General features: G+C 44.9%; 25 protein-coding genes and 2 tRNA genes. 10 read left to right on the forward strand and 17 right to left on the reverse strand.

Annotated elements, in window-relative coordinates; all coding sequences use genetic code 11:
• Nucleotides 1-55: 55 nt before the first annotated feature.
• The 4 genes from IQ263_RS02060 to IQ263_RS28130 form a co-directional block, all read right to left on the reverse strand.
• Nucleotides 56-979, reverse strand: coding sequence for a DMT family transporter (locus IQ263_RS02060; protein ID WP_194065951.1), 924 nt, complete (start codon nt 977-979; stop codon nt 56-58).
• Nucleotides 976-2,217, reverse strand: a complete 1,242-nt coding sequence (locus tag IQ263_RS02065; RefSeq protein ID WP_228049730.1) for a Na+/H+ antiporter NhaC family protein — start codon at nt 2,215-2,217, stop codon at nt 976-978. The genes IQ263_RS02060 and IQ263_RS02065 overlap by 4 nt, the downstream gene beginning before the upstream one ends.
• Nucleotides 2,218-2,309: 92 nt before the next feature.
• On the reverse strand, nt 2,310-2,585 hold the full coding sequence (locus tag IQ263_RS02070; RefSeq protein ID WP_106334313.1) for a BrnA antitoxin family protein: 276 nt from the start codon (nt 2,583-2,585) through the stop codon (nt 2,310-2,312).
• On the reverse strand, nt 2,548-2,682 hold the full coding sequence (locus IQ263_RS28130) for a BrnT family toxin (protein WP_339384859.1): 135 nt from the start codon (nt 2,680-2,682) through the stop codon (nt 2,548-2,550). The genes IQ263_RS02070 and IQ263_RS28130 overlap by 38 nt, the downstream gene beginning before the upstream one ends.
• A gap of 332 nt (nt 2,683-3,014) precedes the next feature.
• Here IQ263_RS28130 and yqeK point away from each other — a divergent pair, with 332 nt between their 5' ends.
• The 6 genes from yqeK to IQ263_RS02105 all read left to right on the forward strand — a co-directional run bounded on the left by yqeK (nt 3,015) and on the right by IQ263_RS02105 (nt 6,179).
• Entirely contained in the window at nt 3,015-3,650 is a 636-nt protein-coding gene (gene yqeK, locus IQ263_RS02080) for a bis(5'-nucleosyl)-tetraphosphatase (symmetrical) YqeK (protein WP_194065953.1), read from the forward strand.
• A gap of 120 nt (nt 3,651-3,770) precedes the next feature.
• Complete coding sequence (gene rsfS, locus IQ263_RS02085; protein WP_194065954.1) at nt 3,771-4,196, forward strand: ribosome silencing factor; 426 nt, start codon at nt 3,771-3,773, stop codon at nt 4,194-4,196.
• 1 nt (nt 4,197) lies between these two features.
• Nucleotides 4,198-4,698, forward strand: coding sequence for a CGLD27 family protein (locus tag IQ263_RS02090; RefSeq protein ID WP_194009380.1), 501 nt, complete (start codon nt 4,198-4,200; stop codon nt 4,696-4,698).
• A 114-nt stretch (nt 4,699-4,812) separates the two neighbouring features.
• Complete coding sequence (locus tag IQ263_RS02095) at nt 4,813-5,766, forward strand: asparaginase (protein WP_194065955.1); 954 nt, start codon at nt 4,813-4,815, stop codon at nt 5,764-5,766.
• Nucleotides 5,767-5,954: 188 nt separating this feature from the next.
• Nucleotides 5,955-6,031, forward strand: a tRNA-Met gene (locus IQ263_RS02100).
• Between the two features lie 71 nt (nt 6,032-6,102).
• Nucleotides 6,103-6,179 (forward strand) — tRNA-Met (locus IQ263_RS02105).
• A gap of 238 nt (nt 6,180-6,417) precedes the next feature.
• Here the strand turns inward: IQ263_RS02105 and IQ263_RS02110 are convergent.
• Both IQ263_RS02110 and IQ263_RS02115 read right to left on the reverse strand, forming a co-directional pair.
• Nucleotides 6,418-6,606: a DUF2949 domain-containing protein gene (locus tag IQ263_RS02110; protein WP_194011192.1), complete on the reverse strand. Its 189-nt coding sequence runs from the start codon at nt 6,604-6,606 to the stop codon at nt 6,418-6,420.
• Nucleotides 6,607-6,836: 230 nt separating this feature from the next.
• A complete protein-coding gene (locus IQ263_RS02115) occupies nt 6,837-7,241 on the reverse strand; it encodes a hypothetical protein (protein WP_228049731.1) in 405 nt (134 codons plus the stop codon).
• A 470-nt stretch (nt 7,242-7,711) separates the two neighbouring features.
• Here IQ263_RS02115 and IQ263_RS02120 point away from each other — a divergent pair, with 470 nt between their 5' ends.
• From IQ263_RS02120 to IQ263_RS02130, 3 genes are all read left to right on the forward strand, one after another.
• Complete coding sequence (locus IQ263_RS02120; RefSeq protein ID WP_194065956.1) at nt 7,712-7,903, forward strand: hypothetical protein; 192 nt, start codon at nt 7,712-7,714, stop codon at nt 7,901-7,903.
• A gap of 15 nt (nt 7,904-7,918) precedes the next feature.
• Nucleotides 7,919-10,807, forward strand: a complete 2,889-nt coding sequence (locus tag IQ263_RS02125) for a PAS domain S-box protein (protein ID WP_194065957.1) — start codon at nt 7,919-7,921, stop codon at nt 10,805-10,807.
• 262 nt (nt 10,808-11,069) lie between these two features.
• Nucleotides 11,070-11,261: a hypothetical protein gene (locus IQ263_RS02130; RefSeq protein ID WP_194065958.1), complete on the forward strand. Its 192-nt coding sequence runs from the start codon at nt 11,070-11,072 to the stop codon at nt 11,259-11,261.
• 242 nt (nt 11,262-11,503) lie between these two features.
• On the opposite strand, the gene IQ263_RS02135 is transcribed toward IQ263_RS02130, so the two are convergent.
• The gene (locus tag IQ263_RS02135) at nt 11,504-12,094 is read right to left on the reverse strand and encodes a rhomboid family intramembrane serine protease (protein WP_194065959.1); all 591 of its coding nucleotides are present in this window, start codon (nt 12,092-12,094) and stop codon (nt 11,504-11,506) included.
• A 469-nt stretch (nt 12,095-12,563) separates the two neighbouring features.
• Between IQ263_RS02135 and IQ263_RS02140 the strand changes: the two genes are divergently transcribed.
• Nucleotides 12,564-12,941, forward strand: coding sequence for a Mo-dependent nitrogenase C-terminal domain-containing protein (locus IQ263_RS02140; RefSeq protein WP_194065960.1), 378 nt, complete (start codon nt 12,564-12,566; stop codon nt 12,939-12,941).
• Nucleotides 12,942-13,141: 200 nt separating this feature from the next.
• Here IQ263_RS02140 and IQ263_RS02145 read toward each other — a convergent pair whose 3' ends face one another.
• The 10 genes from IQ263_RS02145 to IQ263_RS02190 form a co-directional block, all read right to left on the reverse strand.
• Nucleotides 13,142-13,753 carry a cation-transporting P-type ATPase gene (locus tag IQ263_RS02145; protein WP_228049732.1) on the reverse strand — a complete coding sequence of 204 codons (612 nt, stop codon included), beginning with the start codon at nt 13,751-13,753 and terminating at the stop codon, nt 13,142-13,144.
• A 30-nt stretch (nt 13,754-13,783) separates the two neighbouring features.
• On the reverse strand, nt 13,784-14,047 hold the full coding sequence (locus tag IQ263_RS28135) for a ZIP family metal transporter (RefSeq protein WP_228049733.1): 264 nt from the start codon (nt 14,045-14,047) through the stop codon (nt 13,784-13,786).
• 233 nt (nt 14,048-14,280) lie between these two features.
• Nucleotides 14,281-17,388: a type ISP restriction/modification enzyme gene (locus IQ263_RS02155; protein ID WP_194065961.1), complete on the reverse strand. Its 3,108-nt coding sequence runs from the start codon at nt 17,386-17,388 to the stop codon at nt 14,281-14,283.
• 207 nt (nt 17,389-17,595) lie between these two features.
• Nucleotides 17,596-18,390: an SDR family NAD(P)-dependent oxidoreductase gene (locus IQ263_RS02160; RefSeq protein ID WP_194065962.1), complete on the reverse strand. Its 795-nt coding sequence runs from the start codon at nt 18,388-18,390 to the stop codon at nt 17,596-17,598.
• Nucleotides 18,391-18,698: 308 nt separating this feature from the next.
• Nucleotides 18,699-19,703: an NADP-dependent oxidoreductase gene (locus tag IQ263_RS02165; RefSeq protein WP_194065963.1), complete on the reverse strand. Its 1,005-nt coding sequence runs from the start codon at nt 19,701-19,703 to the stop codon at nt 18,699-18,701.
• Nucleotides 19,704-19,789: 86 nt separating this feature from the next.
• The gene (locus tag IQ263_RS02170; protein ID WP_194065964.1) at nt 19,790-20,527 is read right to left on the reverse strand and encodes an SDR family oxidoreductase; all 738 of its coding nucleotides are present in this window, start codon (nt 20,525-20,527) and stop codon (nt 19,790-19,792) included.
• An 81-nt stretch (nt 20,528-20,608) separates the two neighbouring features.
• Nucleotides 20,609-20,962, reverse strand: a complete 354-nt coding sequence (locus IQ263_RS02175) for a DUF5335 family protein (RefSeq protein WP_194065965.1) — start codon at nt 20,960-20,962, stop codon at nt 20,609-20,611.
• A gap of 88 nt (nt 20,963-21,050) precedes the next feature.
• On the reverse strand, nt 21,051-21,590 hold the full coding sequence (locus tag IQ263_RS02180) for a general stress protein (protein WP_194065966.1): 540 nt from the start codon (nt 21,588-21,590) through the stop codon (nt 21,051-21,053).
• A gap of 609 nt (nt 21,591-22,199) precedes the next feature.
• The gene (locus tag IQ263_RS02185) at nt 22,200-22,628 is read right to left on the reverse strand and encodes a hypothetical protein (protein ID WP_194065967.1); all 429 of its coding nucleotides are present in this window, start codon (nt 22,626-22,628) and stop codon (nt 22,200-22,202) included.
• Between the two features lie 221 nt (nt 22,629-22,849).
• The gene (locus IQ263_RS02190) at nt 22,850-23,020 is read right to left on the reverse strand and encodes a hypothetical protein (protein ID WP_194065968.1); all 171 of its coding nucleotides are present in this window, start codon (nt 23,018-23,020) and stop codon (nt 22,850-22,852) included.
• Nucleotides 23,021-23,026: the final 6 nt, after the last annotated feature.

Below are 23,026 nucleotides of genomic sequence, written 5' to 3' on the forward strand. Positions count from 1 at the left end.
ACTGAAGTCCTCATTACAAACTTGATGATAGTCATGTTATCTGATATAATATAATTCAATTTTTCGGTATGTTCCTGATTCTGACAAGGCTTGATTTAGTGCGATTAGTAATAATAATGCCACAGACGATCGCCAATGCACTAAAAATATGCACCAACGAAATCGCTTCACCGAGAAACAGCCACGCAGCAATACCGCTAAACACTGGAATCAGGTAATAGATTAAGGCTGTGCGGTTCGGGCCAATCAGGGCGATCGCCTGATTCCACGCCAGAAACGCCACCACCGACGACAGAACCCCCACATAAAGTAACGCCAGGGCGATCGAAGGATTGAACGCCACAGGGTGATAAATCCAACATTCCAGTGCATAGAAGGGCGATAAAAACAACAGCCCCAAGCTAAAAGTGCATAAAGTGAAAGTTGTCATCCGCAGGTTGGGTGGCTTGCGCTTCACCAGCATAGTGTAGCCAGCAAAGATGATAGATGCCAATAGCATATACAAATCGCCGATCGCAAAGGAAATACTCAGCAGCCTTTCTAACGAGCCTCCCGCGATTAACAATACAACACCGCTGACGGCGATCGCAATGCCGGCAGCGCGCGTTAACGAGATAGTTTCTCCGTAAAAAAGACGAGACATAAGTACAATAAAAACCGGGGAAAAACTGGCAATTAACGCCATATTCACCGCCAGGGTTGTGTGACCGGCAACATAGATCAAAGTGTTAAAAGTAGTCACGCCTAACAGGGCCGATACAGTCAAGTAAGGGAGAGATTTTTGAATCAATTTCCAATCTGCAACTGCCGCCCGCACGGTGAATGGTGCTAATGTAGCCACAGCAATCGTCCATCGCCAGAAAGCTAGACCGATCGGCAAAACATCCTGATTCAAAGCTCTAGCAACGATGAAATTACCGGCCCAAATAGCAGTCGCAACTACTGCCAAAACATAACCGATTGATACTCTATTATTCATTTATTAGTAGGCGAATTTTTGTGAGGTTTAGCCAATTTAATTTGAATTAAGTTAAACAACGGAATGAGATACAAATAAAAGGCATAAGGGATAAAATATGCATTGACGCTCAAGATGGTTGCAGGCACTAATCCGGCAATATTCCAAGGAATTAAGGGAGAAATCACAACAGCGGTGTTTTCTAAATCTACAGCAAGTTGATAATTATCTAATCCTTCTTTTCGGTATTTTTCCTCAACTAACTGATGAGTCAGGAGGATTGCGATTGTTTGGGTACAGCCAAATGCTGCGGATAAAATGGCTATGATTGTCGTTCCCAAAAATAAATCACCTCTCGATCGAGCTTTGTTTAGATACAATTCAATAAATTCTAGCGTTTTCGTCCCCGCAAAAAGGCCGGCAAATGCTGTCGATACAATTACAATTATTGAAACTTTGACCATCGACAAAATCCCTCCTCCCGCCACAATATCTTTTAAACTCGAAGTTGATTCTAACTTGAATCCGGCGATCGCGAATTGCAGAATCTCGATCGGCGAATAACCTTGCACGAAAATGGCGATCGCACTTCCGGCAATTAGACTAACAGTCATGGCAATTTTGACCTCAACTCGCAAAACACAAAGAATTAAAATTGTCAAGGCTGGCAACCAAGTTATCCAGTTGAGATTGAAGGCTTTGCCAAGTTCCAAAGCCAGGTTATTGCCAGCAACTTCTACGGGATTTGCTAAGGATAAGATTAAATACAAGATGCTGGAAACTATCAGCGGATAAAAAGCTGTTACCGCCATATTTTTGAGGTTCTTATAAATGTCTGTGCGGGTAATGGCGGCAATCAAATTAGCGCTAGAAGACATGGGAGAACACCGATCGCCAAAATAAGCTCCGGCAATTATTGCCCCCGCGATCGTATTGGGATTGACACCGCTGCCCTTGGCTGCGATCGTTAAAGCAATGCCGATAGTGCTCGCAGTACCAAAGGAAGTTCCCAGCAGCACAGAAACCGTGCTAGTTAAGATAAACGCCCAAAAAATAAAATATTGAGGGCTAATTAATTTAATTCCCCAATATACGAGAACCGGAACCGTCCCCGCAGCCATCCATACGGCCATGACTGCCCCGATTAACAGTAAAATACCGATTACTGAAAAAGACTTTTGACTGCCAGCCACAGCCATTTTGATTAAGCTGTTTATCTGAAATCCCCTTCTCAACAAAATGGCAATAAAAATTGCCATAGAAGCTAGCAACGGATAAAGTACAAAATAACCTTTAATCGCACTAAATAAAAGTAAAACAAATGAAATAATAACAAAAAATAGCAAATCCATTATTGATGGGCTTTCATGTATTCTCGCAGTAAGGTATTGATCTGGGTTTGATAACCACGACCTTGAGATTTAAACCACTCCAAAACATCACTGTCAATGCGTAAGGTAACTTGAGCTTTAGTCTTAGGGTTGGGCAAGCCTCGCTGAACTATGGCTTTAGCAAACATTTCAGGCGTAATTTCAGGGCAATCAGAGAAATCAATATCTTCATCAGTCATGGCATCTAGGCGTTGCCAGTCAGTTTGAGATTTGCTCGAAGTAAATTCGTTGTTCATATTTAGTTGCTTTTCTAGCAGAAATAATGCGGGTACATTCCTCTCGTTCTGTATGGACGATAGCGACTACTCGCCCTTGCAACAAACCAAAAGTCACAAACCTTTGCTCTCCATAACTGAATCGTTCATCCTCAACTGTTACGATTTATCCATCAAAAACTAATGGAACGTCGATAAAGTCAATTCCATGTTTGCTAAGGTTGGTAAGACGTTTAGTCTCATCCCACTCAAATTCCATACCTTGATTGTCACTAGATATTGTAACTACAATTTGTCGTTACAGCCACTTACTTTAACACATCTTTGGATCGCCCACTTCGCCCCCTTCGCCCAATCACCCCAAATATCCCAACACCGCTGCTACCCGACGCCGCAGTCCATTAAAACAAAACGCTAAAATAGTAGATCCTACAATTTGGGAGTTAATATTTGACACTTGCACCTACGCGCGAAAACGTCCTAGCTTGGCTCTCGCAGCGCGTTCCTGCTGCCCGCATCACACATATCCTCGGCGTCGAACAGACAGCAGGTGACTTGGCCAGACATTACGGCCTCGACGAAGCAAAAGCTCGATCGGCCGGATTGTTGCACGACGCAGCAAAATACTTCAAACCCCAACTGCTGCTGCAAATGGCTCAGAAGGAAGGTTTAGAGTTAGACTCATTGTTGGAAGCACACCCGCATTTGCTGCACGCAGACGCGGGCGCGATCATCGCTAGAGACGAATTCGGGGTGGTCGATCGAGAAATTTTGGACGCAATCGCCAATCACACCCTCGGCCGACCAAGCATGAGCCAGCTCAGTTGTACCGTATTTGTAGCAGATACTATAGAGCCGAGCCGCGGCAACACCGCCCAACTAGCAGCACTGCGCGAGGCAAGCTGGCAAAATCTTTATGCAGGCGTGTGGCAAACTAGCGATTATTCTCTGAAATATTTGCTAGAAACTCGCTGCTACATTCACCCGCGCACCGTACTTACGCGCAATTGGGCGCTGCAAATGGCTCGCCAATCGCCGGAAACAGGAAATTCGACAGGGAAGTCGATCGAACAAATCACGAGTTAAAAGTAAAATTTACCAGCAATCCTTTACTTACTTCTGGCTTCCACCTAACTCCTATTTCCAGTTTCAAACCGCCAACAACCGATTTTCCTTTACTGTCTCAATTAGGAACTTAAACACTTAATGTCAGATCTAACCCAACTCGAATATTCCAGAACTCAGTCTACAGAAACAGACAGCGCCACCTCAGACGAAACGCGCGGCCTGATCGTGACCGCTGCCCAAGCAGCCGATGACCGCAAAGCCGTTGATATTGTATTGCTCCAAGTGTCAGAAGTATGCTATCTGGCAGACTACTTTGCGATCGTCACCGGATTTTCCAACGTCCAAGTACGAGCCATCTCCCAAGCCATCGCCGACCAAGTAGAAGAAGAATGGGGACGGTTGCCACTACGTACACAAGGGCTATCAGACGCAAGTTGGGTAGTCATGGACTACGGCGACGCGATTATCCACATCTTGAAACCCCAAGAGCGCGAGTTTTACAATTTAGAAGCGTTTTGGGGACACGCCGAACGGATTGATTTTTCCACCGCAGAGGAATGCTAATGTGAAAAACGCTTCTGTTTCTATTTGTCCTGTTCCGCAAGAACAGCGCCCGGTTAATGAATACCAAGAACTTACAGAATCTGGTTTTTTTAGCTGGGTAACTCTCGATTGGCCTGAGTATTTGGCAAAACTAGCTTGGGTTTGGGGTTGGAGTTGCTTGGTATCCGGGCCGATAGCTGCTTCTAGCTTTGCTCCCTTCAAGTATCCAGTTCAGTTTGCCCTGTGTGCGGCAGCCGGTGCCAGTTTTATTCTAGGATTGGCTTTGCTGCGACTTTACTTGGGTTGGTTCTACGTGCGATCGCGCCTTGTAAATCCCACCGTCGTCTACGAAGAGTCAGGCTGGTACGATTGTCAATCTTGGCCTAAAACACCGGAGATTTTAGCTCAAGACCAGTTGATAGTCAACTACGAACTAGAACCAATTCTCAGGCGTTTGCGGCAGACATTTTATGGTTTGACTGTATTGCTGGTTGCCGGGGGACTAATTTGGAATTGTTTGTAATCGGGAATCGTGACAGGGAAGTTTTGAGTTGTCCGGGCGGTGTGCTTTTGTCGCCGCCCCCTTACAACTTCCTCCACCAAATCTAAAATCTAAAATCTAAAATCTAAAATTGATATGACAAGGGGAAAACGAACCCAAGCTCCCGAACTGGAAGTCACACTGCTGCGCGAAGGTATTGTGGAATCTAGGCATCGCGCCCAAGCCGCTGTCTGTGACAAACGCGGCCGCGTTCTGTCCGTTGCGGGTAACTCGGAAACGGCGGCATTTGTCCGTTCTTCTCTCAAACCGTTTCAAGCTTTGGCTGTGACGGCGAGCGGGACTTTGGAACGCTACGAATTGACCGATCGAGATTTAGCGATTATTTGCAGTTCTCATCAAGGTACGATCGAGCAATCGCGACAGGTATTTAACGTCCTGTGGCGCTGCGACATAGACCCATCTAAACTTCAATGCCCCATTCCTGAAGGCAAAAAAAGCCCCCTGCAATACAACTGTTCCGGTAAACACGCCGGAATGCTGGCTGTCTGTCAGCAAATGCACTGGCCGCTGGATACTTATTTGCGCCGCAAACATCCCGTCCAGCAACTTATTTTGGGCAAGGTTGCTGACTTGCTGGCCATGCCTGCCGAAGAGTTTATCAGCGCTCGCGACGACTGCGGCGCTCCTACCTATTTGTTGCAGTTGGGACAAATGGCATCTTTGTACGCTAAGTTAGCCTCCGGCGACAATGTGGATATGGAGCGGATTGTCCGCGCTATGACTCACCACCCGATGATGGTTGCCGGTGAGGGAAGATTTGACACGGAACTGATGCGCTTGACTCAAGGAGAATTGGTCAGCAAGTCCGGCGCAGAAGGGGTGCAGTGCATTGGCCGCGTTGGTGAAGGTATGGGCTTGGCCATTAAAATCGCCGATGGTGGCAAGCGCGCTAAATTTGCTGTGGCAATTCACTTGCTCAAGCAGTTGGGGTGGATTACTCCGACTCAGGCCGAAACTCTTTCGGACACTTACCTGACTCTCAGCGATTTTAAGCGCTTGGAGGTAGTGGGGGAAGTTTCGATGCTTTAAGTTGTTCTACATCCAAATTGTAGATCGACATCACCGACCAAAAATCCTCTCCCCCTCTCCCCCTCTCCCTCTTCGATCAATACTCTGAGCCGATTTCAGCAACCCCTCCCACAATCTCAATTTTTTTTTTGATTTAGGGGTTGCAATTTTTCGGAAGGTATGTTTATATTAGAGAGTAGACAAAGCGACGCGGGATAGAGCAGCCTGGTAGCTCGTCGGGCTCATAACCCGAAGGTCAGTGGTTCAAATCCACTTCCCGCCACCAACTTGAAACAAACCCTGTAATTGTTGAAGTTCCAGGGTTTGATTTTTGAGAATAGAGAGTAGACAAAGCGACGCGGGATAGAGCAGTCTGGTAGCTCGTCGGGCTCATAACCCGAAGGTCAGTGGTTCAAATCCACTTCCCGCCACCAAATTTAATCAGATCAGCCCCGGCAACCAAAAAGTTGCTGGGGTTTGTTTTATCATAAAATTCAGAAAATAGAGACGCAGCATTGCTGTGTCCCTACCGCATATTTGTGTTCCAAAGGAAAAAATCAAACAGACCCTCAACACTCAACCCCATACTTTTCTACGCCCGTTTGTGCAAGCTTTATTTCTCAAAAATCAGCAATTCAATATCCCTGTTTTTAAACTTTGCATTTTAAATTGCTAAGCCGATTGAGCTTGCAGCCAATCAAAGATCAAATCTAACTGTTTCAGCGTCACTAACCCGTACTGCCACAACACCATCGGCAGTTGGCTGGCATCTTCTTCGCCGTGTCTGAGAGCAACGGCGATCGCAGAATTCGATAGCGCCAATTCCCCCCGCAAATAATCGATCAGTTGAGCCTTTCCCATCACATTCACCGCCTGTTTTATGCGATTTTGTAAAGATATGTATCCGAGTTGACTGAATTTGAAGTTTAATAGTTCTAATTTTCTGTTGATAAGGGGCGATGTGCTGTGATGGAAAGCGCACGCAACTTGTGATAAAACTCATAAAAAAAGGCGATCGCAGTCACAATATCTCCCAGCCTAAAAAATAGGATCGGGCGATCGATCGCTTGACATCAATTCACTTAAAATGGCTACAGTCCTAGCTGAAGCTGAACTCCCGCTTCTGTGCCGCTGTCGCTCGGTTTAATAGGTAAGGGATTTCCTTGGCGTCGGGCGTCGGAAGGAGTAGTAATAAATTCCAATTCCGGGCCAACTTTGAGGCGAAATGTATCAGCCAAGCTGCGCTCCCTGCTAGCAGAATTAGCCCCCGTTTGTGATTCACCAATCAAGTTTTGGTAGTCCGAGTCCACTGTTCTGTCCTCCACAGTCCTCAGAGAATCCCCCGATAAAGTCGTTTCCGAATTTTGGGGTTCTGATTGCATTCTTTGTTGGGCGAAAACCGCCGGGGTGAAACCGATCAAAATTGAGCTCAGTCCGAGAACAGTACCAAAATTAGCCATAACTGCGTTCATCATCCATGCCTCCGCTAGCTGCATCCTACTATCCTAATTGTACCCAACCGGAGTTTAGTTGCGCTATATCAAAAGTAACTGGTTGTGAAAATAAGCTGGCACCAAGTGGAATTGTCTGTGATTGTTGACGGAGAGAGGGAGAGAAGAAGATCAGGAGGAGAGGATTTTACTGTTGGAGGAATACAAATCGAGAAATATACAGAAACCGTTCCATGAAACCGCGTTTACGAACATACTTAGTTGCAGCAACGCTCAAATACTTAGGACTTACGCACGGAGGACTAAACAAGAAACACGCTTCGGTGCTGGACGCATTAATAGTGCAGAAATCTGGTTTCGATGGGGATTAAAGGTCTAGATGGAGTATAGTCGATCGTCAAACCCGGTTTTTCACCAAAGAGCTCACAAAAGTCTGTCTCAATCTTAAATCGTCAGGGCGATCGCGCGCCGATGTCTCAAATCTCAAATCTCCCAGAGTACGATCGTCCCAGAATGTGTCGAAGACTCATCTCGATCGCCCTCCCAAAGCTCCCGATCGCGTTAAGATGGCGGTGGCAGCCGTTAAAAATTCAGTAACCAGCGACAGATTCCGATTTCTTAACAGCACTTTGCCTGCTCAAACAATCTCAACGTTCAAAATCTGCGCTCATCAGGTTGTACCTTACTTAAATGTTGTGGATTCATAATATTTCTGCTCGATCATGCCAATCAGATCTCTGACAGACCGGATTTTCAAAATGTCGGGTAAAGTGCCAATTCGCATCGTCCTTGTCGTGCCTTTTGCCCTCCAGACTTTCGCTGCGGTAGGGCTGACGGGGTGGCTGTCGTTACGCAACGGGCGCAGGGCAGTCAACGATGTTGCCGCGCAACTGCGGGCGGAAGTCACATCGCGCATCGAGCAACACATTCACAGTTATATCGAAACGCCGCACCAAATCAATCAACTCAATCTCAATGCCATCAGTCTAGGCATTTTGAACCTGCAGGATTCCGCTAGTTTACGCAATTACTTCTCCAAGCAAATCAAAATCTTTGATAAAATTAGCTACATTCAATTCGGCTCCGAACAAAAAACTTTTACGGGAGTTGAACGCCTCGACAACGGCAAGTTGCAAGTTCGGATTTCTAATCAATCTACTGGCTATAACTTTTACAGCTACGTGCCGTCGGAGTTCGGGGAAGCAACCGAGGTATTAAAGACTATTCCTAACTACGACCCCCGCCTCCGACCTTGGTACACGGCTCCGGTGCGGACTGGCAAACCAACCTGGAGTAAAATTTATAGTTATTTTGATACTCCAAAACTGGCGATTACGGCTGCACAACCAGTTTATGGCAACCGAGGAGAATTGATTGGAGTCCTGGGTGCGGATTTGCTACTTTCCCAAATCAATCAATTCTTGGAAACTCTAAAAATTGGTAAGTCTGGCAAAACTTTTATTATAGAAAGGTCTGGACAATTGGTGGCAAATTCTACTCCAGAACCGCCATTTATTGTGAGCAATGGCGTTGCGAAACGGATTGCTGCAACGAGCAGCCAAAATGTTCTGATTCGATCGACAGCCCGCTATTTGACACAGCGCTTCGGGGATTTGAGCAAGATTGACGGTACTTACCAGCTAGATTTTGCGATCGGCCAAAAACGCCAATTTCTACAGGTGACACCATTCTCAGACAGCAGGGGCCTCGACTGGTTGATTGTGGTGGCGGTTCCCGAAGCCGATTTTATGGAAAAAATTAACGCCAACACTCGCTACACAGTGTGGCTGTGTCTCGGTGCTTTGGTGGTGGCGACGGTTCTAGGGTTTCTGACTTCGAGGTGGATTGCGATCCCGATTCAGCGTCTGAGCAAGGCTGCGGAGGCTCTGTCGCGGGGAGAATGGGACTCGATGGCGCTAGATCCATGCTTGATGGTGTCTGTAGAGCGGGAGGATGAAGTGGGTGTCCTGGCCCGCTCTTTTAATAAGATGGCCGGTCAATTGGAAGAGTCGTTTGCTACTCTCGAAGAACGGGTGGAAGCTGCGATAGCTGATAAAACTCAATTAATTGGCTCTCTGAAACAATCTCAGCAAAAACTTGCTTTCCATCTTTATCAAACTCCTTTGGGGGCGATCGAATGGAATCTGAATTTTGAAGTAGCCGACTGGAATCTGTCAGCCGAAAGAATTTTTGGATACAATCGCTTGGAAGCAATGGGACAGCACGGAGTCGATCTCATAGTTCCTGAAAATGCTAAGGAGTATGTCAGGCAACTATCTATTACTTTGCTCGCTAATCAAGGAGGAGTTAGTAGCATTAACCAGAACATTAGAAAGGACGGTAAAATAATTCTTTGTGAATGGTACAATACTACTTTGGTTGATGCTGACGGCTGCATAATTGGACTGGCATCGCTGGTTCAAGATGTTACGGAGTTTCACACGGCGATGGAGCAATTGCGCGCTAGTGAGGAGCGGTTTCGCCAGTTGGCAGAAAATATTCATGAAGTATTTTGGATTAGAGAACCCAATAAACAGCAAATAATTTATGTGAGTCCAGCTTGCCAGAAAATATGGCATTTGAGCTATCAGAGTTTGCTGTCAGAACCGGAGGCTTTTTTGAATGCTATTCACCCGGAGGATCGCGATCGCGTCAAGGCTGCTTTTGAGAAACACCTGCGGGGCGATTATGATGAGGAGTATCGGGTAGTGCGATCTGACGGTTCAGTTTGCTGGGTGCGCGATCGGGCTTTTCCAGTCCGCAACGAAACCGGAGAAATTTACCGCATCGTCGGCATTGCAGAAGACATTACCCAGCGCAAATTAGCAGAAGAATTCCAAAAAGTCGCTCAAACCGCTCAAGCTGCAAGCCAAGCCAAAAGCGCTTTTTTAGCCAATATGAGCCACGAATTGCGTACTCCCCTCAACGCAATTATCGGTTACAGCGATATGCTCAAAGAAGATGCTGAAGATTTAGGCCACGAAGATATTATCCCAGACTTGCAAAAAATTCAAACTGCCGGCAAACACTTGCTGTCTTTAATTAGCGATATTTTAGATATTTCTAAGATTGAAGCAGGGCGCATGGAACTTTACCTAGAAACTTTCAACCCAGTTACTTTGATTGAGGAGGTAGTTTCTACAGTCGAACCATTGGTAGAGAAAAATAATAATCAGTTTAAAGTTAATTGTGCTAGCGAGTTGGGAATGATGTATGCTGACCTTACCAAAACTCGTCAAATATTGCTCAACCTGCTGAGCAATGCAGCCAAATTTACGGAAGGTGGCACTATTACCCTATCCGTTGAAAGAGTTAAACATGACAGCTTAACAACTCAAGAAATAGCAGAACCTTCCGACTTAATAATTTTTCGCGTTGCTGATACCGGCATTGGGATTCCGGCCGAACAAATGCAGCATTTATTTCAAGCTTTTATGCAGGGCGACGCTTCAACTACGCGCAAGTACGGCGGCACAGGTTTGGGATTGACTATTAGCCGTCATTTTTGCTTGATGATGGGGGGGGATATGCAGGTTCAAAGCCAGTTAGATTGCGGTTCGGTTTTCATCGTATGCTTGCCGGCTCAAGTTGAATTATTGGTCAGCAGTTAGTCTTACTTTTCGGGATGCAATTGTTACAAAATACACCGGATTTGTTGACAAAAAACTTATACTTTCAGATAACACCAATTATAAATTGTAATGCAATAGTAGCCGTAGGGTGCGTCGCCGTTGAAAATCCCTAAATTTGACAGACAATCTCGTAGCGATGCACCTGAGATATAGCCTTTCTCGTAAAGATGAGGTATGTCCGGTAATGGGTAATTGGTAATGGGTAATTGGTAATTGGTAATTGGTAATTGGTAATTAAGAATTGGTAATTGGGAATTGGGCGGAGCGAAGCGGAGGGATTGGGCATTGGCCCGCGCAGGGCATTGGGCGGAGCGAAGCGGAGGGATTGGGCATTGGCCCGCGCAGGGCATTGGGCGGAGCGAAGCGGAGGGATTGGGAATTGGGCATTGGGAATTGGGAATTGGGCGGAGCGAAGCGGAGGGATTGGGAATAGGGCATTGGGAATAGGGCATTGGGCATTGGGCATACTAGGGCTGAAAAAAACATCAAAATTTTTGTTTTCAGCAATGTTTTTCATAAATGATATAAGGTGCGGTTCCGTGAAATTTTAGATTTAATGCTGCAGGATTTTTTATGGCGATACACCCTACAAATACTGTTGCATAACTTTTGAAAAATGGTATAAGTTATCAGCAGCCAACCAAGGTTGTTATACGATGCAGCACAGGTCTGATTTTAGTTGATTTGCCGTTTTTTTCGCCCCAAAAGTTGAGCGGCTAATATCCCGCCGACAAAGCCAAAGAAATGTGCTTGCCAGGAAACTCCCGGCTGCGAAGGCAGAACTCCCCAAATTAAACCGCCGTAGAAGAAACCGACTATTAAAGATATCGCAATAGAGGTAAAGCTGCGTTCAAAATATCCGCGCAGCAGTAGAAAGCCGAAGTAACCAAAGATTAATCCGCTGGCACCTATGTGGACGGAATTGGGCGCGCCTGTCAGCCAAACGCCGAATCCGCTGACTAGGATAGTGACGGCACTCACGATGAAAAAGTCCCTAGTTTCTCGCAGCATGATTAACCAACCAAATGTCACAAACGGGAGGGTATTGGCTGCTAAGTGAGCAAAACTGCCGTGCAAAAAAGGCATGAATATGATGCCTTCAAGTCCTTGGATGCTGCGGGGGCGGACTCCGTAGGAATTTAGTGCGCCTCGGAATAGGAATACATCGACAATTTCGATAATCCAGAGGAGGGAGACGAAGCCGCCGAGAATGGCGGCGTGGCTTTGCAATTCGCGGGTGATGCTTTTGCTTTCTGGGTTGCTCATGGGTTTTGAGGGCGGTGAAACCGATTATTTATAATTGTAGGAGTTGTTTGCCGATCGCGCGAAGCGACACTTGGCACTAGCTTTCAGGTTTTTTGCAGTCGAGCTTATTTGAAACTATTATAACTTTGATTTGAAATTCCGCATTTTCACCTATAGAATAATTCACCTTAATGCGTCACAATGATCGAAGAACTGCACTAGGAGAGTTAACCAAAGGTTAAAGTTAGAACGTATCAGGCAGAGTTTTTACCCCATAGGTAAATGCTTGAGCTGGCAGTGAGGACATTTTGGCGATCGCACACTGTCTCTAAAAACTCAGGAACTACTTGTCTCGGTTCTAGTCATTAATTCAAGAACTTTCATCCGGTAAAGCAAAACGAGCTGCTGTAGGTACTTATTGTAGACAAAATCCAGTACAAGCTCTACAAAGAGTTCTTGGCACCTCGTTCTAAAAGAGGAGAAGAGCAATATGAACGTATTTGAGCAAAAATTACCCCAGAGAATTCTGCCAATTTGGGTATGGCATGGCAAAGAAGAAATTACTGTTACTGTCGCTACAATTTCTCAGCCTTACAGCAAAAAGCCGCGCTTTGATTTGTTACATCCCCTGAAAGAGTGGATCGAGAACACGGAAATTAAGAGTCAAAAATTTGCTCGATTTTTGTGTAAATATATTCCGTCGCAGTGTCCGTTTGAGCGGGAAGTCAAAGTTGGCGATCGCACTTTATTTTCCATTCCGCCGTTGTGCAAGTTAAATCCGCTTTACGAGCAAGTGGTTGGGATTCGCTTTCGGGCTTTGTGTTATTTGGCTGATGAGTGCGGCGTGGATGTAACTCCCTATTGTTAATTTTCCAAAAACTTTAATTTCTAACTCTATTTTTATCTTACCTTCTCTTTGTTGGGGAGGTTTTTTTATTTTCAGATTATGCGGCGGTTGAAACCACTACTGCACAAGAACGTCGGCGGTTGAAACCGCTACTACATAAACAAAGTCTGCCTTCGCAGACTAAGAGAGCGCGATCGCATTTAAAGACTAGAGAGAGCGAATTACTCGTGGTTGGAGAAAGAGTTTGCCGTTTTTAGAAACACTGAGGCTGGCTCCTGTAAAGCACACTTCCCACTTGGCATTCTACGGGTAGTGATTCCCCCGTCAATGGATTGGTCAACCTGTGCCGGATCGCCTGACAAAAACCGCACATCTGCGGGGACAATATCGCCCAGACGCAACCGGATCAGGTCGCCTAGAACCAGTTCGCGGGCAGGGATATGCGTCCAGGTGTTGTCTCGTTTCACCCGTGCCTGGAGTGCTAATTTTGCCTTGAGAGCGGCGATCGCATTCCCTGCTTGAAATTCTTCCCAAAAACCCACTACTCCGTTGCCGATTAGGAGTACCAAAATGATCCCAAAATTTACCCAGTCTCCAACTATTGCCGAAAGAATCACTGCCGCCTCAATCATCCAGGCGATCGGCCCCCAAAAGTGCGATAGGAATTGCATTATTGGGCTGACGGTTGTTTCGGGTAACTCGTTGTAGCCACCTTTTGATTGTCGTTGCAGTGCCTCTTTTTTGCTTAATCCCTGATTGGAAGTAGTCAGTTGCTTTTGTAGGTCTTCTAACGATAGATGCGAAAGCGTTTCTCGATCGGTAGATATAGTCATGAGATGGTTCCTCTACTTGTAAATCACAAGCTATTCAAGATAAGACGAGAACAATATTGAAAGCGCAAAACTCCCGATAAATGTCAACATAGACCAATTTGTATCTTGAGTTTGATGCACTTCAGGAATAATTTCTTCAGCGATCGCCACCATCAAAGTGCCTGTTGTAAATGCAAGCACAACTAGCTTGGGAAGCTCGGCTTGTCCGCGCAATCCCCAATAGCCCAGCGTCGTGCCCAGCCAAACAGGAATAATAAATGCCGCAAGTAACAAAAATCGCAATGTTCGCGGCATATTTTGACTCTTAAACGCTGCATTAGTGACAAATCCTTTTTTGCTTAAGTTGAGAAGTTGATTAACCCATACAAAAAAAGCTCCACCTAAAAACAATGCTAGAACCGTTGCCCAAACAGGTTTAGCGATAACAACTTTTGGTATCAGCTCGGTAGATGCGATCGCTTGTGGAGGAGAAGAAGAATAAGTTAATCAAATGGAATTCACCTTACCGATCCTCTAGTTCAATACTTCTAATCCTTTGGTAGTCCTAAATCTGGCAAGCTTTTTACAATTATAACGGTTTCTAAGCTGACGGTGATTACTTGTTTGATTAAGCGCACGATGTATTCTTCATCATCGAGTCGGTTGGGATCGTTGGTGATACCGCTTCGTTTATCGGTGCTGATTTGGTATTGATCGACGATCCAATCTAGGGCGGAACGGTTGCCGAGGCGATATTCTAATACTTCTGGGGGAATGCCTGTCAGCGTCAGGAAGTCGTTATATTTGATTTGGGTTTTGTCTTTGCTGAGGCGCATTTTTTCGACTCGCCAATCTATCGGGAGGTCTTTGTTTTCGATATGTTTGAGGCGATATTCGGGTTGTTGTTCGTAGTTGATATGGATTTCGGCGAGGCGTTTTCCTGCTGTGGCAAAAGGATTAAATTCTGGCGCGAAGGGGATGCGCGGTAGTTCGCGTTTGAGGTTAGCGGCGTAACGTTGGCGATAGTGGGGATGATGGAGTACGGCGTAGGTGTAATGGAAGATGTCCCATTTGGTAATCTTGGGATCTTGATAATGGGTGTGAAATTGTTCTAACGCCCAATTTGTAATGTTTTCTTGACGATTATTTCCATTTTCATCATAGATATAAAATGGAAAACATTGAACTTGTCTCCCACCATAGTGCATATTTGGCAAACACGCACAGGCTAATGTTAAAAAAGGAATTTGAGGCTCAATTACTACTCCAATCACTTTGTTTTCTATTTCTGTATTTAGATTTGGGAAGAACCGAGCATTACTACCTGCTTCATCAATAATCACATCATCAAAATAGAGAAATCTTTTAGTGAAAGGTCTATATAAACTTGATCTTGCTTTAGATGAGTTAAAATTTAGTTTTTTATAATTCTTCAGCGATCGCTTTAAATTGCGGCTCCATTTTACATTTTCATAGTCAAGAAAACTGTCAATATCAATAGGTTTTATTGAATTATGATAACTAATGAGTTGAGTATTGTAATCACTACAAAAAACCTCTACTCTTTTAAGTAATTCGTCAAGAGTGAAATCATAGACTACTGAATCTCGATTAGTAGAAACTCCTAAAGAATAAAGTTTAAAAACTGCTTCATCTTTATTCTGACTACTTCCTGATTTAACTTCTTTACTTCCTAAAGCAATAAAATTAAGAAAATCATTGCTCATATTTTGAGTCAACCAATTATTTTGACTGTCAGGAATAAGTTCTTGCCATTCCAAGTTATATAAACTTTGAGCATTTTCCAAGATCGTGAATTTATCTTTTCGTTTTGCTCTCCAGTCAACCTCTGAATACAGTAATTTATGCTCATCTATATTTCGCTTCTTTACGAAAAATGTTACGGCAACTCCTACCATTGCAGACAAGCCAAATACAGTATGTTTTTCACCAAGAGGAATTCCATCCCTCATTGAATCCTGTCTAATATCTCCCTTTAAATCCAAAACATAAATAGTGTTGAAATCTTTGGACAGATGATTTCTCATCGAATCAAAAGCTTTCTTATCTAAAAAACTGTTGTTAGTAACAAAAGCGACTATACCTTCATCCCCAATTCGATCGGATGCCCAACGTATAGCTTTAACATAAGGATCGCTGAGCTTGCTGAGTAGACTAGCTCTTGAATCTTTAGCATAGGTATCTGAGACTCTATCATCTACACCTTTTCTATCGGTTCTTTTATATTTACGATTTTTGTTATTGTCATTTTCATCAACTTGGTTGGTATTGTATGGTGGATTACCAAGAATCACAAAAATTGGAGATTCTTGCTGTCTTTTGACTCTTTGTGTATTTTCTGGGACAAACAACGATAGCTGTTGCTCATCAATCATTTCAAAAGTATCAACTAAACAAATCCCCTCAAACGCCTCATACTTTCCAGTCTGCTCAAAATACTCATGCTCAATATTCATTGCAGCAATGTAATAGGGCAACAACATCACCTCATTGCAATGCAACTCATGCTCATACTTATGAGGCAAAGCCGACTTCTGGATATCCGCAATCTCACGCATCACCCGCATGATGAAATTTCCCGTACCCACAAACGGATCGAGAATATGCACACCCTTATCCACCAGAGACTTGCCAAACTCCCGTTGCAAAATCTCCTCCACACTCTTCACCATAAAATTCACAATCGGCTGTGGTGTATACACAATCCCATGCGTATCCGCCACCTTCGTCGAAAAGCCCTGAAAGAATTTCTCATAGACTGTATTCAAAAAATCTTGCTTTTGCGAAAAATCATCAATCGTTGCAGCCGTCTCCTCGATCGCCCCATAAAACCGATCCAAACTACTCAAAAAATGAGCGCGGCTGAAATGCTTAGAAGTCAAGGCATTGATCACTTTCTCAATCTCAACCGCAATAATATTCCGTTGAGCAAAATCTGGATTATTGAACACACTCCGAAAAATCCGTTCCGTCAATAAATGTTGAATCAACATCTCCTCAACCGCAGACTCCGATAGATTCGGATTAATCGACTGACGGCAAAGCTGCATAAATGTCGCAAACGCATCGATGAATTTTTTGTTAGTCTTCTCCTGTGTACGGATTAACTCAAGTAGCGCCGTTGCATGATCCTTTACGCGATCGCCAAATTCCTCAGCAGCTTTTTCCCATTGCGCGATCGCAGGCGCACGATATTCAAAAAACTGGCGCACCACATCCACCAATTCCTGATCCTTGGTAATGTCTACATCCATCACCAACTTGCCATCTTGATAAAGAATGGCGCGATCGGGCTGCTGAAAAATAATATTGTCTTTGGGATAGCCCACTGCAAATTTTTTCTGAACTTCCTTCTTCAGATCATCCTTACTATCCTTCGCTTCCCAGTAAGCACGCGGTAAATGATAAATATCTACCAACGCCCCATCGATGCGAATTGGCTGCTTGTTCGATCGCTTAATTGCAAATTGCTGTTCCAAAGTCCATTCAAACTGTCGCCCACAGGACTCCAGCAATTGCTGAAAAGCCGATAACACCGCCCCTTCATGGACTATACCTAACTTGGCGTAGCGATCCAACGCTTCATAGTAATTTTTGATTGGCTTGTGCGATGGCTTGAGGCTAAGACTAGGCATATTCAGTCTGTATGAGATAGGGGATAAGACTACTATAAACTAACTGCGAAAATCTGGCGATCGCCGATTTTTGATTTTGTTTAACTTAAGATGGATGAGTAATCATTTTATTCCTGGGTTGAATAGACATCTCCAGAAATCATAGATCGACTCAAGCATAGCCAGGGCTTGAAATTCATTTTTGGAGATGTCTAATAGGCGAATTTATTAAACAATCGATCGCACCACTCCACCCTCGACTCGCAAGGCAGCACCATTAATTGCAGAGGCTAAAGGACTAGCAACAAATGCAACTAATGCAGCAACTTCAGACGTTGAAGCAAATCGCTGAATCAGGGAAGATGGACGAGTCTTGGTAAAAAACTCTTTCTCAACTTGTTCGGCTGAAATATTTTGCTCCTTGGCAAGTCCCTCGATAAAAGTTTCCACTCCTTCGGAACGGGTTGGCCCTGGCAATACGGTATTCACCGTGACACAACTGCCTGCGGTTGTTTCAGCTAAACCACGAGCCAAGGCTATTTGTGCAGTCTTGGTAACGCCATAGTGAATCATTTCAGCGGGAATATTCAAGCCAGATTCACTAGAGATGAAAATAATGCGTCCCCAATCTTTTTTTAGCATCAAAGGTAAGTAAAAACGCGATAGCCTTACACCGCTCATCACGTTTACTTCCATAAAGTTCATCCACTCTTCATCGGAGATATTTTCAAATGCTGTAGCGCCATAAATTCCCAAGTTGTTGACCAAAATGTTGACGAATGGCACTTGTTGAAACAACAATTCAGCTCCAGCTTGCGTTCCCAAATCGGCAGCAATTCCCTGAAGTTTGGCCTTGGGGACGCTTTGCTGAATGCTTTTGAGGGCATGGTTTACGCGCTCTTCCGTTCTGCCATTGACTATGACAGTTGCTCCTTCCTGGGCAAGTGTCGTGGCGATCGCTAATCCAATTCCGGCGGTGGAACCGCTGACCAATGCAATCCGATCTGATAGTTGGAGATCCATACTTTCTTAAACCAAATAATTTATCAGCGATCTAGGGTTTCAATTTGCTCAAATAATGAAGCAACTGCCGACTCAATCAGTGGCTACCCATTAGTGTCAACTTAAGGCTGAAAGCTTTGGTATTTATCGCTTTTACCTAAGTCGAGATCCCCCTAAATCCCCCGGATAGTCGGGGGACTTTGAAAAGACTCCTATCCCCCCCGACTATCCGGGGGAGTAGGGGGCAAGCTAAGGGGGGATATAGATTTAATAGTCAAACAACAGTCTTTGGCTGGGTTTGACGTTAAGTTGACACTAATGGCGGCTACCTAATCCAGTTTTACCACCATTTTACCCACATTTTTGCCTTCAAAAAGACCGATAAACGCATCCACCGCTCGCTCGATTCCTGCCACCTCTGTTTCCTTATTCTTCAATTTTCCAGCTTGGAAATAGCCGCCCACTTCTTGTTCAAATTCACTCTGGCGATCGAGCCAATCGCGAACAATTAGCCCTTTCATCGTCAAGCGTTTGCCAATCATATTAAATAGATTGGAAGGGCCCGGCTGCGGTTTTTCATCGTTATAACCGGAGATGCTGCCACAAGCGATAATCCGGCCGTGCACGCGCAATGCCGAGAGCGCCGCTTCCAGCGTTTCGCCTCCTACATTATCGAAATAGACATCAATTCCGTCGGGTGCTGCCTGATTCAGTTGTTCGAGAATAGGGCCGGCCTTGTAATCGAAGGCGCTATCAAATCCGCATTCTTCCTGCAGAAACTTGATTTTTTCCATTGAACCGGCTGAGCCGATGACATGGCATCCGCGCAATGAAGCCAGTTGTCCGGCGACATTTCCCACCGCGCCTGCGGCTCCCGAAATAAAAATAACATCGCCGGCTTTGACTTCTACCAAATTCAACCCAACCCAAGCAGTCATACCTGTCATGCCGAGGGCACCGAGGTAAACTGAGAGCGGTTGAATGTCGCGGCTAACCTGATGCAAATCTTTGGGTGCAGCGATGAAGTATTCTCGCCAGCCATAGTTGGAAGTCACAACATCACCCGGCTTTAATTCCTGGGCACGAGACTCGATTACCTCGCCGACTGCGCCGCCTTCGAGTGCTTTTCCTAACGCGAAGGATGGAACATAGGATTTCCCCTCGTTCATGCGACCGCGCATATATGGATCGACTGACATATAGAGATTGCGAACGAGCACTTGCCCATCTTGAATTGGCTCTAGTTCTGTTTGCGCGATCGCAAAGTTATCTGCGGTAGGAATCCCCTTGGGGCGGGAGACTAGCCGAATCTCGCGGCTCACGATCTCTGTCATAATTTTATCCTCATTAGTTATTAGCCCAAATTTATTGGTTTACCTCATCAATTGACTGTTTTTTGTTTTGCGATCGCCCCATTAATCTAAAGTTCTTGACGAGTCGGACGGATGATCATTTCATTCACATCAACATCAGCGGGCTGTTCAATCGCATAGGCGATCGCCCTAGCAATAGCATCTGCATCAATAGCTATTTCATAAAGTGCATTAATGTTCGCTGCTGTATCTTCATCGCTAATCGTAGTAGTCAACTCAGTCGCAACTGCCCCTGGTGAGATATTAGTCGATCGAATTTCACCGTTTGACTCTAATCGCAGCCCTTCCGAGAGCGCTCGCACTGCGAACTTAGTAGCACAATAAACCGCCGATCCGGGAAACACTTTATGTCCGGCGACAGATGATAGATTAATGACGTGACCGGACTTTTGCTGGCGCATAGTTGGTAACACGGCCGCAATCCCATAGAGAACGCCCTTGATGTTGACATCAATCATTTGATCCCACTCTTCCACCTTGATTTGGTCGAGGGGAGAGAGCGGCATCAACCCGGCATTATTGATTAGCACGTCGATCCGGCCGTAGGTGCTCAAAGTTTTTTGCGCCAAGGATTCCACCTGTGCGCGATCGGTGACATCCGTCACTAAGTAGGTTGCAGTTCCTCCCGATCGGGCGATCGCATCAACCAGTTCTTTGAGCCGATCTTCGCGGCGGGCAGCTAACATTAGTTTGGCTCCACTAGCAGCAAGTCGCTTCGCTGTCGCCTCACCTAATCCACTGCTGGCTCCGGTGATAATTACCACTTTGTTTTGAATTTCAGACATATTAATTTCTGCGGGTTATTGAGTGTGGGTCATCAAACATTTGATGCTGAAATCAGCTAAACTCAGCATTATTCTATCAGCTCAACTAGCTTGTAGCTTGATCAATGTTTGTGTACCAGCAGCATCACTAATCCGAACCGCTATCATCACGCCATTTGAGTCTTGTCCGGTTAAAATTTCAGTTGGTGAATCGATGGTGTGAGCGTAAGTCACCTCATCTTTACCCACTTCAATCACCAAATCATCTCCCTTGCCAGGGCGATCGTAAACAATAGCATGAAGAGGTGCGTTCTTAATCACTTCGGCATCACCGAGTTCTGAATTGAGGATTTCGATGGAAATATGCCGTCCGCGATTACCATCTGAAAACTGATCGAAAAATTCACCCCATCGCTCGCGCGGCACAGATTTGTTGATGTCAATTTTATTTGTCATTATCATTCCTTGTGAAAAATCTTAAAAACAAAAAGAGCAATACAATAGTTGCTAAGTTTCACTATTTTATTGCTGTTAATTCAAAGCGTTAAACAGCGATCGACAAACTGATTTCATGACTAATTCTGTCTAGTCTCTGCTTCGCCTGACTGACATCCTCATGGCTGCCTGTCACAAGGATCGTGAACTCCCCTGCTTGGATTTTAGTCTCGTACTTCAGTACCTCGTTCTTCGGGATTCCTAACCCTCCCAAGGCACCCGCTAGTCCTCCTACAGCAGCAGCACCAGCGCCACCAACAAGCGTTCCTTCCAACCAACCCGCCAACACTCCAGCAACGGGGCCAGCAATGATGAGCGGAGCCATTCCGGGAATAAACAGCACTCCAGCACCTGCTAAAATACCAAATAAACCTCCAACAAAGCTACCCCAATAACCACCTCCTGCGGCTCCAGCTTTCGCTGTATCTTTCCAGGTTAGAAATCCGCGCACATTTTCAGTAGTCTGGTAGTCTTTGCCAATAATCGAGAGCTTTTCCATATCGAAGCCTTCTTTTTCCAACTCCAATACCACCCTTTCTGCTTCTGCATGGGATGGGAAAGAAGCAACAATCGTATGTGTGTATGCCATGAGTTAGTTTCCTTGGTTGTTTGTCCGAATGACGGAAAAAAAAATTGGTTCTTGATTTGTTTTCTATTTTTTGACGTTCGATTTTACCTGGTCGAGCTTCGATTGAATCTCAACTTTGGTTTCTTTCGTCGTCAAATGAACTTTAACAAAAATTGCCTAATATAATCTCTACCTTTTGATTGAATTTTAACAAGAATTACCCAATATGATCTCTACCCTTTGATTGCTTTAAGGAGATGTTATATCAAAGGAAAATAGCGGAAAAAATGGCATTGTTCCGCTCATAAGCATCTATCCTGAATCAGGTAAAATCTGGCGCATTTGAAAAGCGAAAGTCAGGAAACGGCACTGCCGTGTCCCTACAATTAATCGGCGTAGGGAAACGGCACTGCCGTGTCCTCTTACAATTAAGCAAGGTATGGAAACGCCACTGCCGTCTCCTCCTACAATTAAGCAAGGTATGGAAACGGCACTGCCGTCTCCTCCTCCTACAATTAATCGGCGTAGGGAAACGGCACTGCCGTCTCCTCTTTGCTGTCAACTGTCAACTGTCAATTGCGTCGCCCTGAGCGTAGTCGAAGGGTCAACTATCAACTGTTTAATCGTGTCTTACTTATGCGTCGTAGTTCCCGCAGCAGTTGTGGCATCTAATCTGGTGGAAATCGCTTTCAAGGTAGCTTCTTCGGCTTCTTCCATCGTCGCCATTGCGAATAAGATCGCTGTGTTGGCATAATCCTCAGCTTTATCCGCCCGATGTTCGAGTTTCTTGACTTCGCGACTCGCTTTCCATTCCTCGACGTTCGACTTCACCTCAGTTTCTTTTTCCTCAAATTGAGTTTGGAGCTTTGCCCGATACTCATCAAATTCTTGTTTTTTAGCATCTAGATTTGTCTTCATTCCGTCAAGTTTCGATTGCAGCTCAGATTGAGTATTTTTTGTGGCAGATTGAACGCTTTCCTTCAGCGACTTTGCCCGGTCTTCAATCGCTTCTAAATTGTCGTGTAGTTGGTTGGTGAAGTTGTCAATTGTCGTACTCATGGTGATTCCTCTCGTATGTTGAGTTTGTCGAATTGTTGGTAGTGTTATTAAATTGCCATCTGGCTACAAAAGTTTTTGTTCTAAGTAACCTCATCTACTGGTGAAAAACTAAAACAACTCTTTAATGATTTGATGCTGGTGAGTTATTATTTTTAATAATAGCTTTAAATTGTGAAGAAAATCTGAGGTTTTGGTGAAATAAATATATCGCTAATTTATGACTATGCCGAGGCGTTTTGGCGCATCAGAACGGTTGATATCATTCCGGCTATGCCGGAATGATATAGAGGAGACTGCACGTGCTGTTTCCCTACAATTAATCTGGCGTAGGATACGGCACTACTGTGTCCTGATTTCTCCCAAATGCGGGCTGTGGATTGATTATTTGACACCTAATT

The sequence above is a fragment of the Tychonema sp. LEGE 06208 genome (assembly GCF_015207505.1).
GTDB lineage: Bacteria > Cyanobacteriota > Cyanobacteriia > Cyanobacteriales > Microcoleaceae > Microcoleus.

What these genes read in the sequence shown, in the direction of transcription:
- rsfS (WP_194065954.1), top strand. Translation starts at nt 3,771, where the DNA reads ATGTCAGATCTAACCCAACTCGAATATTCCAGAACTCAGTCTACAGAA.
- IQ263_RS02165 (WP_194065963.1), bottom strand. Translation starts at nt 19,703, where the DNA reads ATGACAGAGATCGTGAGCCGCGAGATTCGGCTAGTCTCCCGCCCCAAG.
- IQ263_RS02155 (WP_194065961.1), bottom strand. Translation starts at nt 17,388, where the DNA reads ATGCCTAGTCTTAGCCTCAAGCCATCGCACAAGCCAATCAAAAATTAC.
- IQ263_RS02135 (WP_194065959.1), bottom strand. Translation starts at nt 12,094, where the DNA reads ATGAGCAACCCAGAAAGCAAAAGCATCACCCGCGAATTGCAAAGCCAC.
- IQ263_RS02065 (WP_228049730.1), bottom strand. Translation starts at nt 2,217, where the DNA reads ATGGCAATTTTTATTGCCATTTTGTTGAGAAGGGGATTTCAGATAAAC.
- IQ263_RS02095 (WP_194065955.1), top strand. Translation starts at nt 4,813, where the DNA reads ATGACAAGGGGAAAACGAACCCAAGCTCCCGAACTGGAAGTCACACTG.
- IQ263_RS02115 (WP_228049731.1), bottom strand. Translation starts at nt 7,241, where the DNA reads ATGCAGCTAGCGGAGGCATGGATGATGAACGCAGTTATGGCTAATTTT.
- IQ263_RS02110 (WP_194011192.1), bottom strand. Translation starts at nt 6,606, where the DNA reads ATGGGAAAGGCTCAACTGATCGATTATTTGCGGGGGGAATTGGCGCTA.
- IQ263_RS02140 (WP_194065960.1), top strand. Translation starts at nt 12,564, where the DNA reads ATGAACGTATTTGAGCAAAAATTACCCCAGAGAATTCTGCCAATTTGG.
- IQ263_RS02185 (WP_194065967.1), bottom strand. Translation starts at nt 22,628, where the DNA reads ATGAGTACGACAATTGACAACTTCACCAACCAACTACACGACAATTTA.
- IQ263_RS02070 (WP_106334313.1), bottom strand. Translation starts at nt 2,585, where the DNA reads ATGAACAACGAATTTACTTCGAGCAAATCTCAAACTGACTGGCAACGC.
- IQ263_RS28135 (WP_228049733.1), bottom strand. Translation starts at nt 14,047, where the DNA reads ATGCCGCGAACATTGCGATTTTTGTTACTTGCGGCATTTATTATTCCT.
- IQ263_RS02180 (WP_194065966.1), bottom strand. Translation starts at nt 21,590, where the DNA reads ATGGCATACACACATACGATTGTTGCTTCTTTCCCATCCCATGCAGAA.
- IQ263_RS02145 (WP_228049732.1), bottom strand. Translation starts at nt 13,753, where the DNA reads ATGACTATATCTACCGATCGAGAAACGCTTTCGCATCTATCGTTAGAA.
- IQ263_RS02160 (WP_194065962.1), bottom strand. Translation starts at nt 18,390, where the DNA reads ATGGATCTCCAACTATCAGATCGGATTGCATTGGTCAGCGGTTCCACC.
- IQ263_RS02060 (WP_194065951.1), bottom strand. Translation starts at nt 979, where the DNA reads ATGAATAATAGAGTATCAATCGGTTATGTTTTGGCAGTAGTTGCGACT.
- IQ263_RS02175 (WP_194065965.1), bottom strand. Translation starts at nt 20,962, where the DNA reads ATGACAAATAAAATTGACATCAACAAATCTGTGCCGCGCGAGCGATGG.
- IQ263_RS02170 (WP_194065964.1), bottom strand. Translation starts at nt 20,527, where the DNA reads ATGTCTGAAATTCAAAACAAAGTGGTAATTATCACCGGAGCCAGCAGT.
- IQ263_RS02125 (WP_194065957.1), top strand. Translation starts at nt 7,919, where the DNA reads ATGCCAATCAGATCTCTGACAGACCGGATTTTCAAAATGTCGGGTAAA.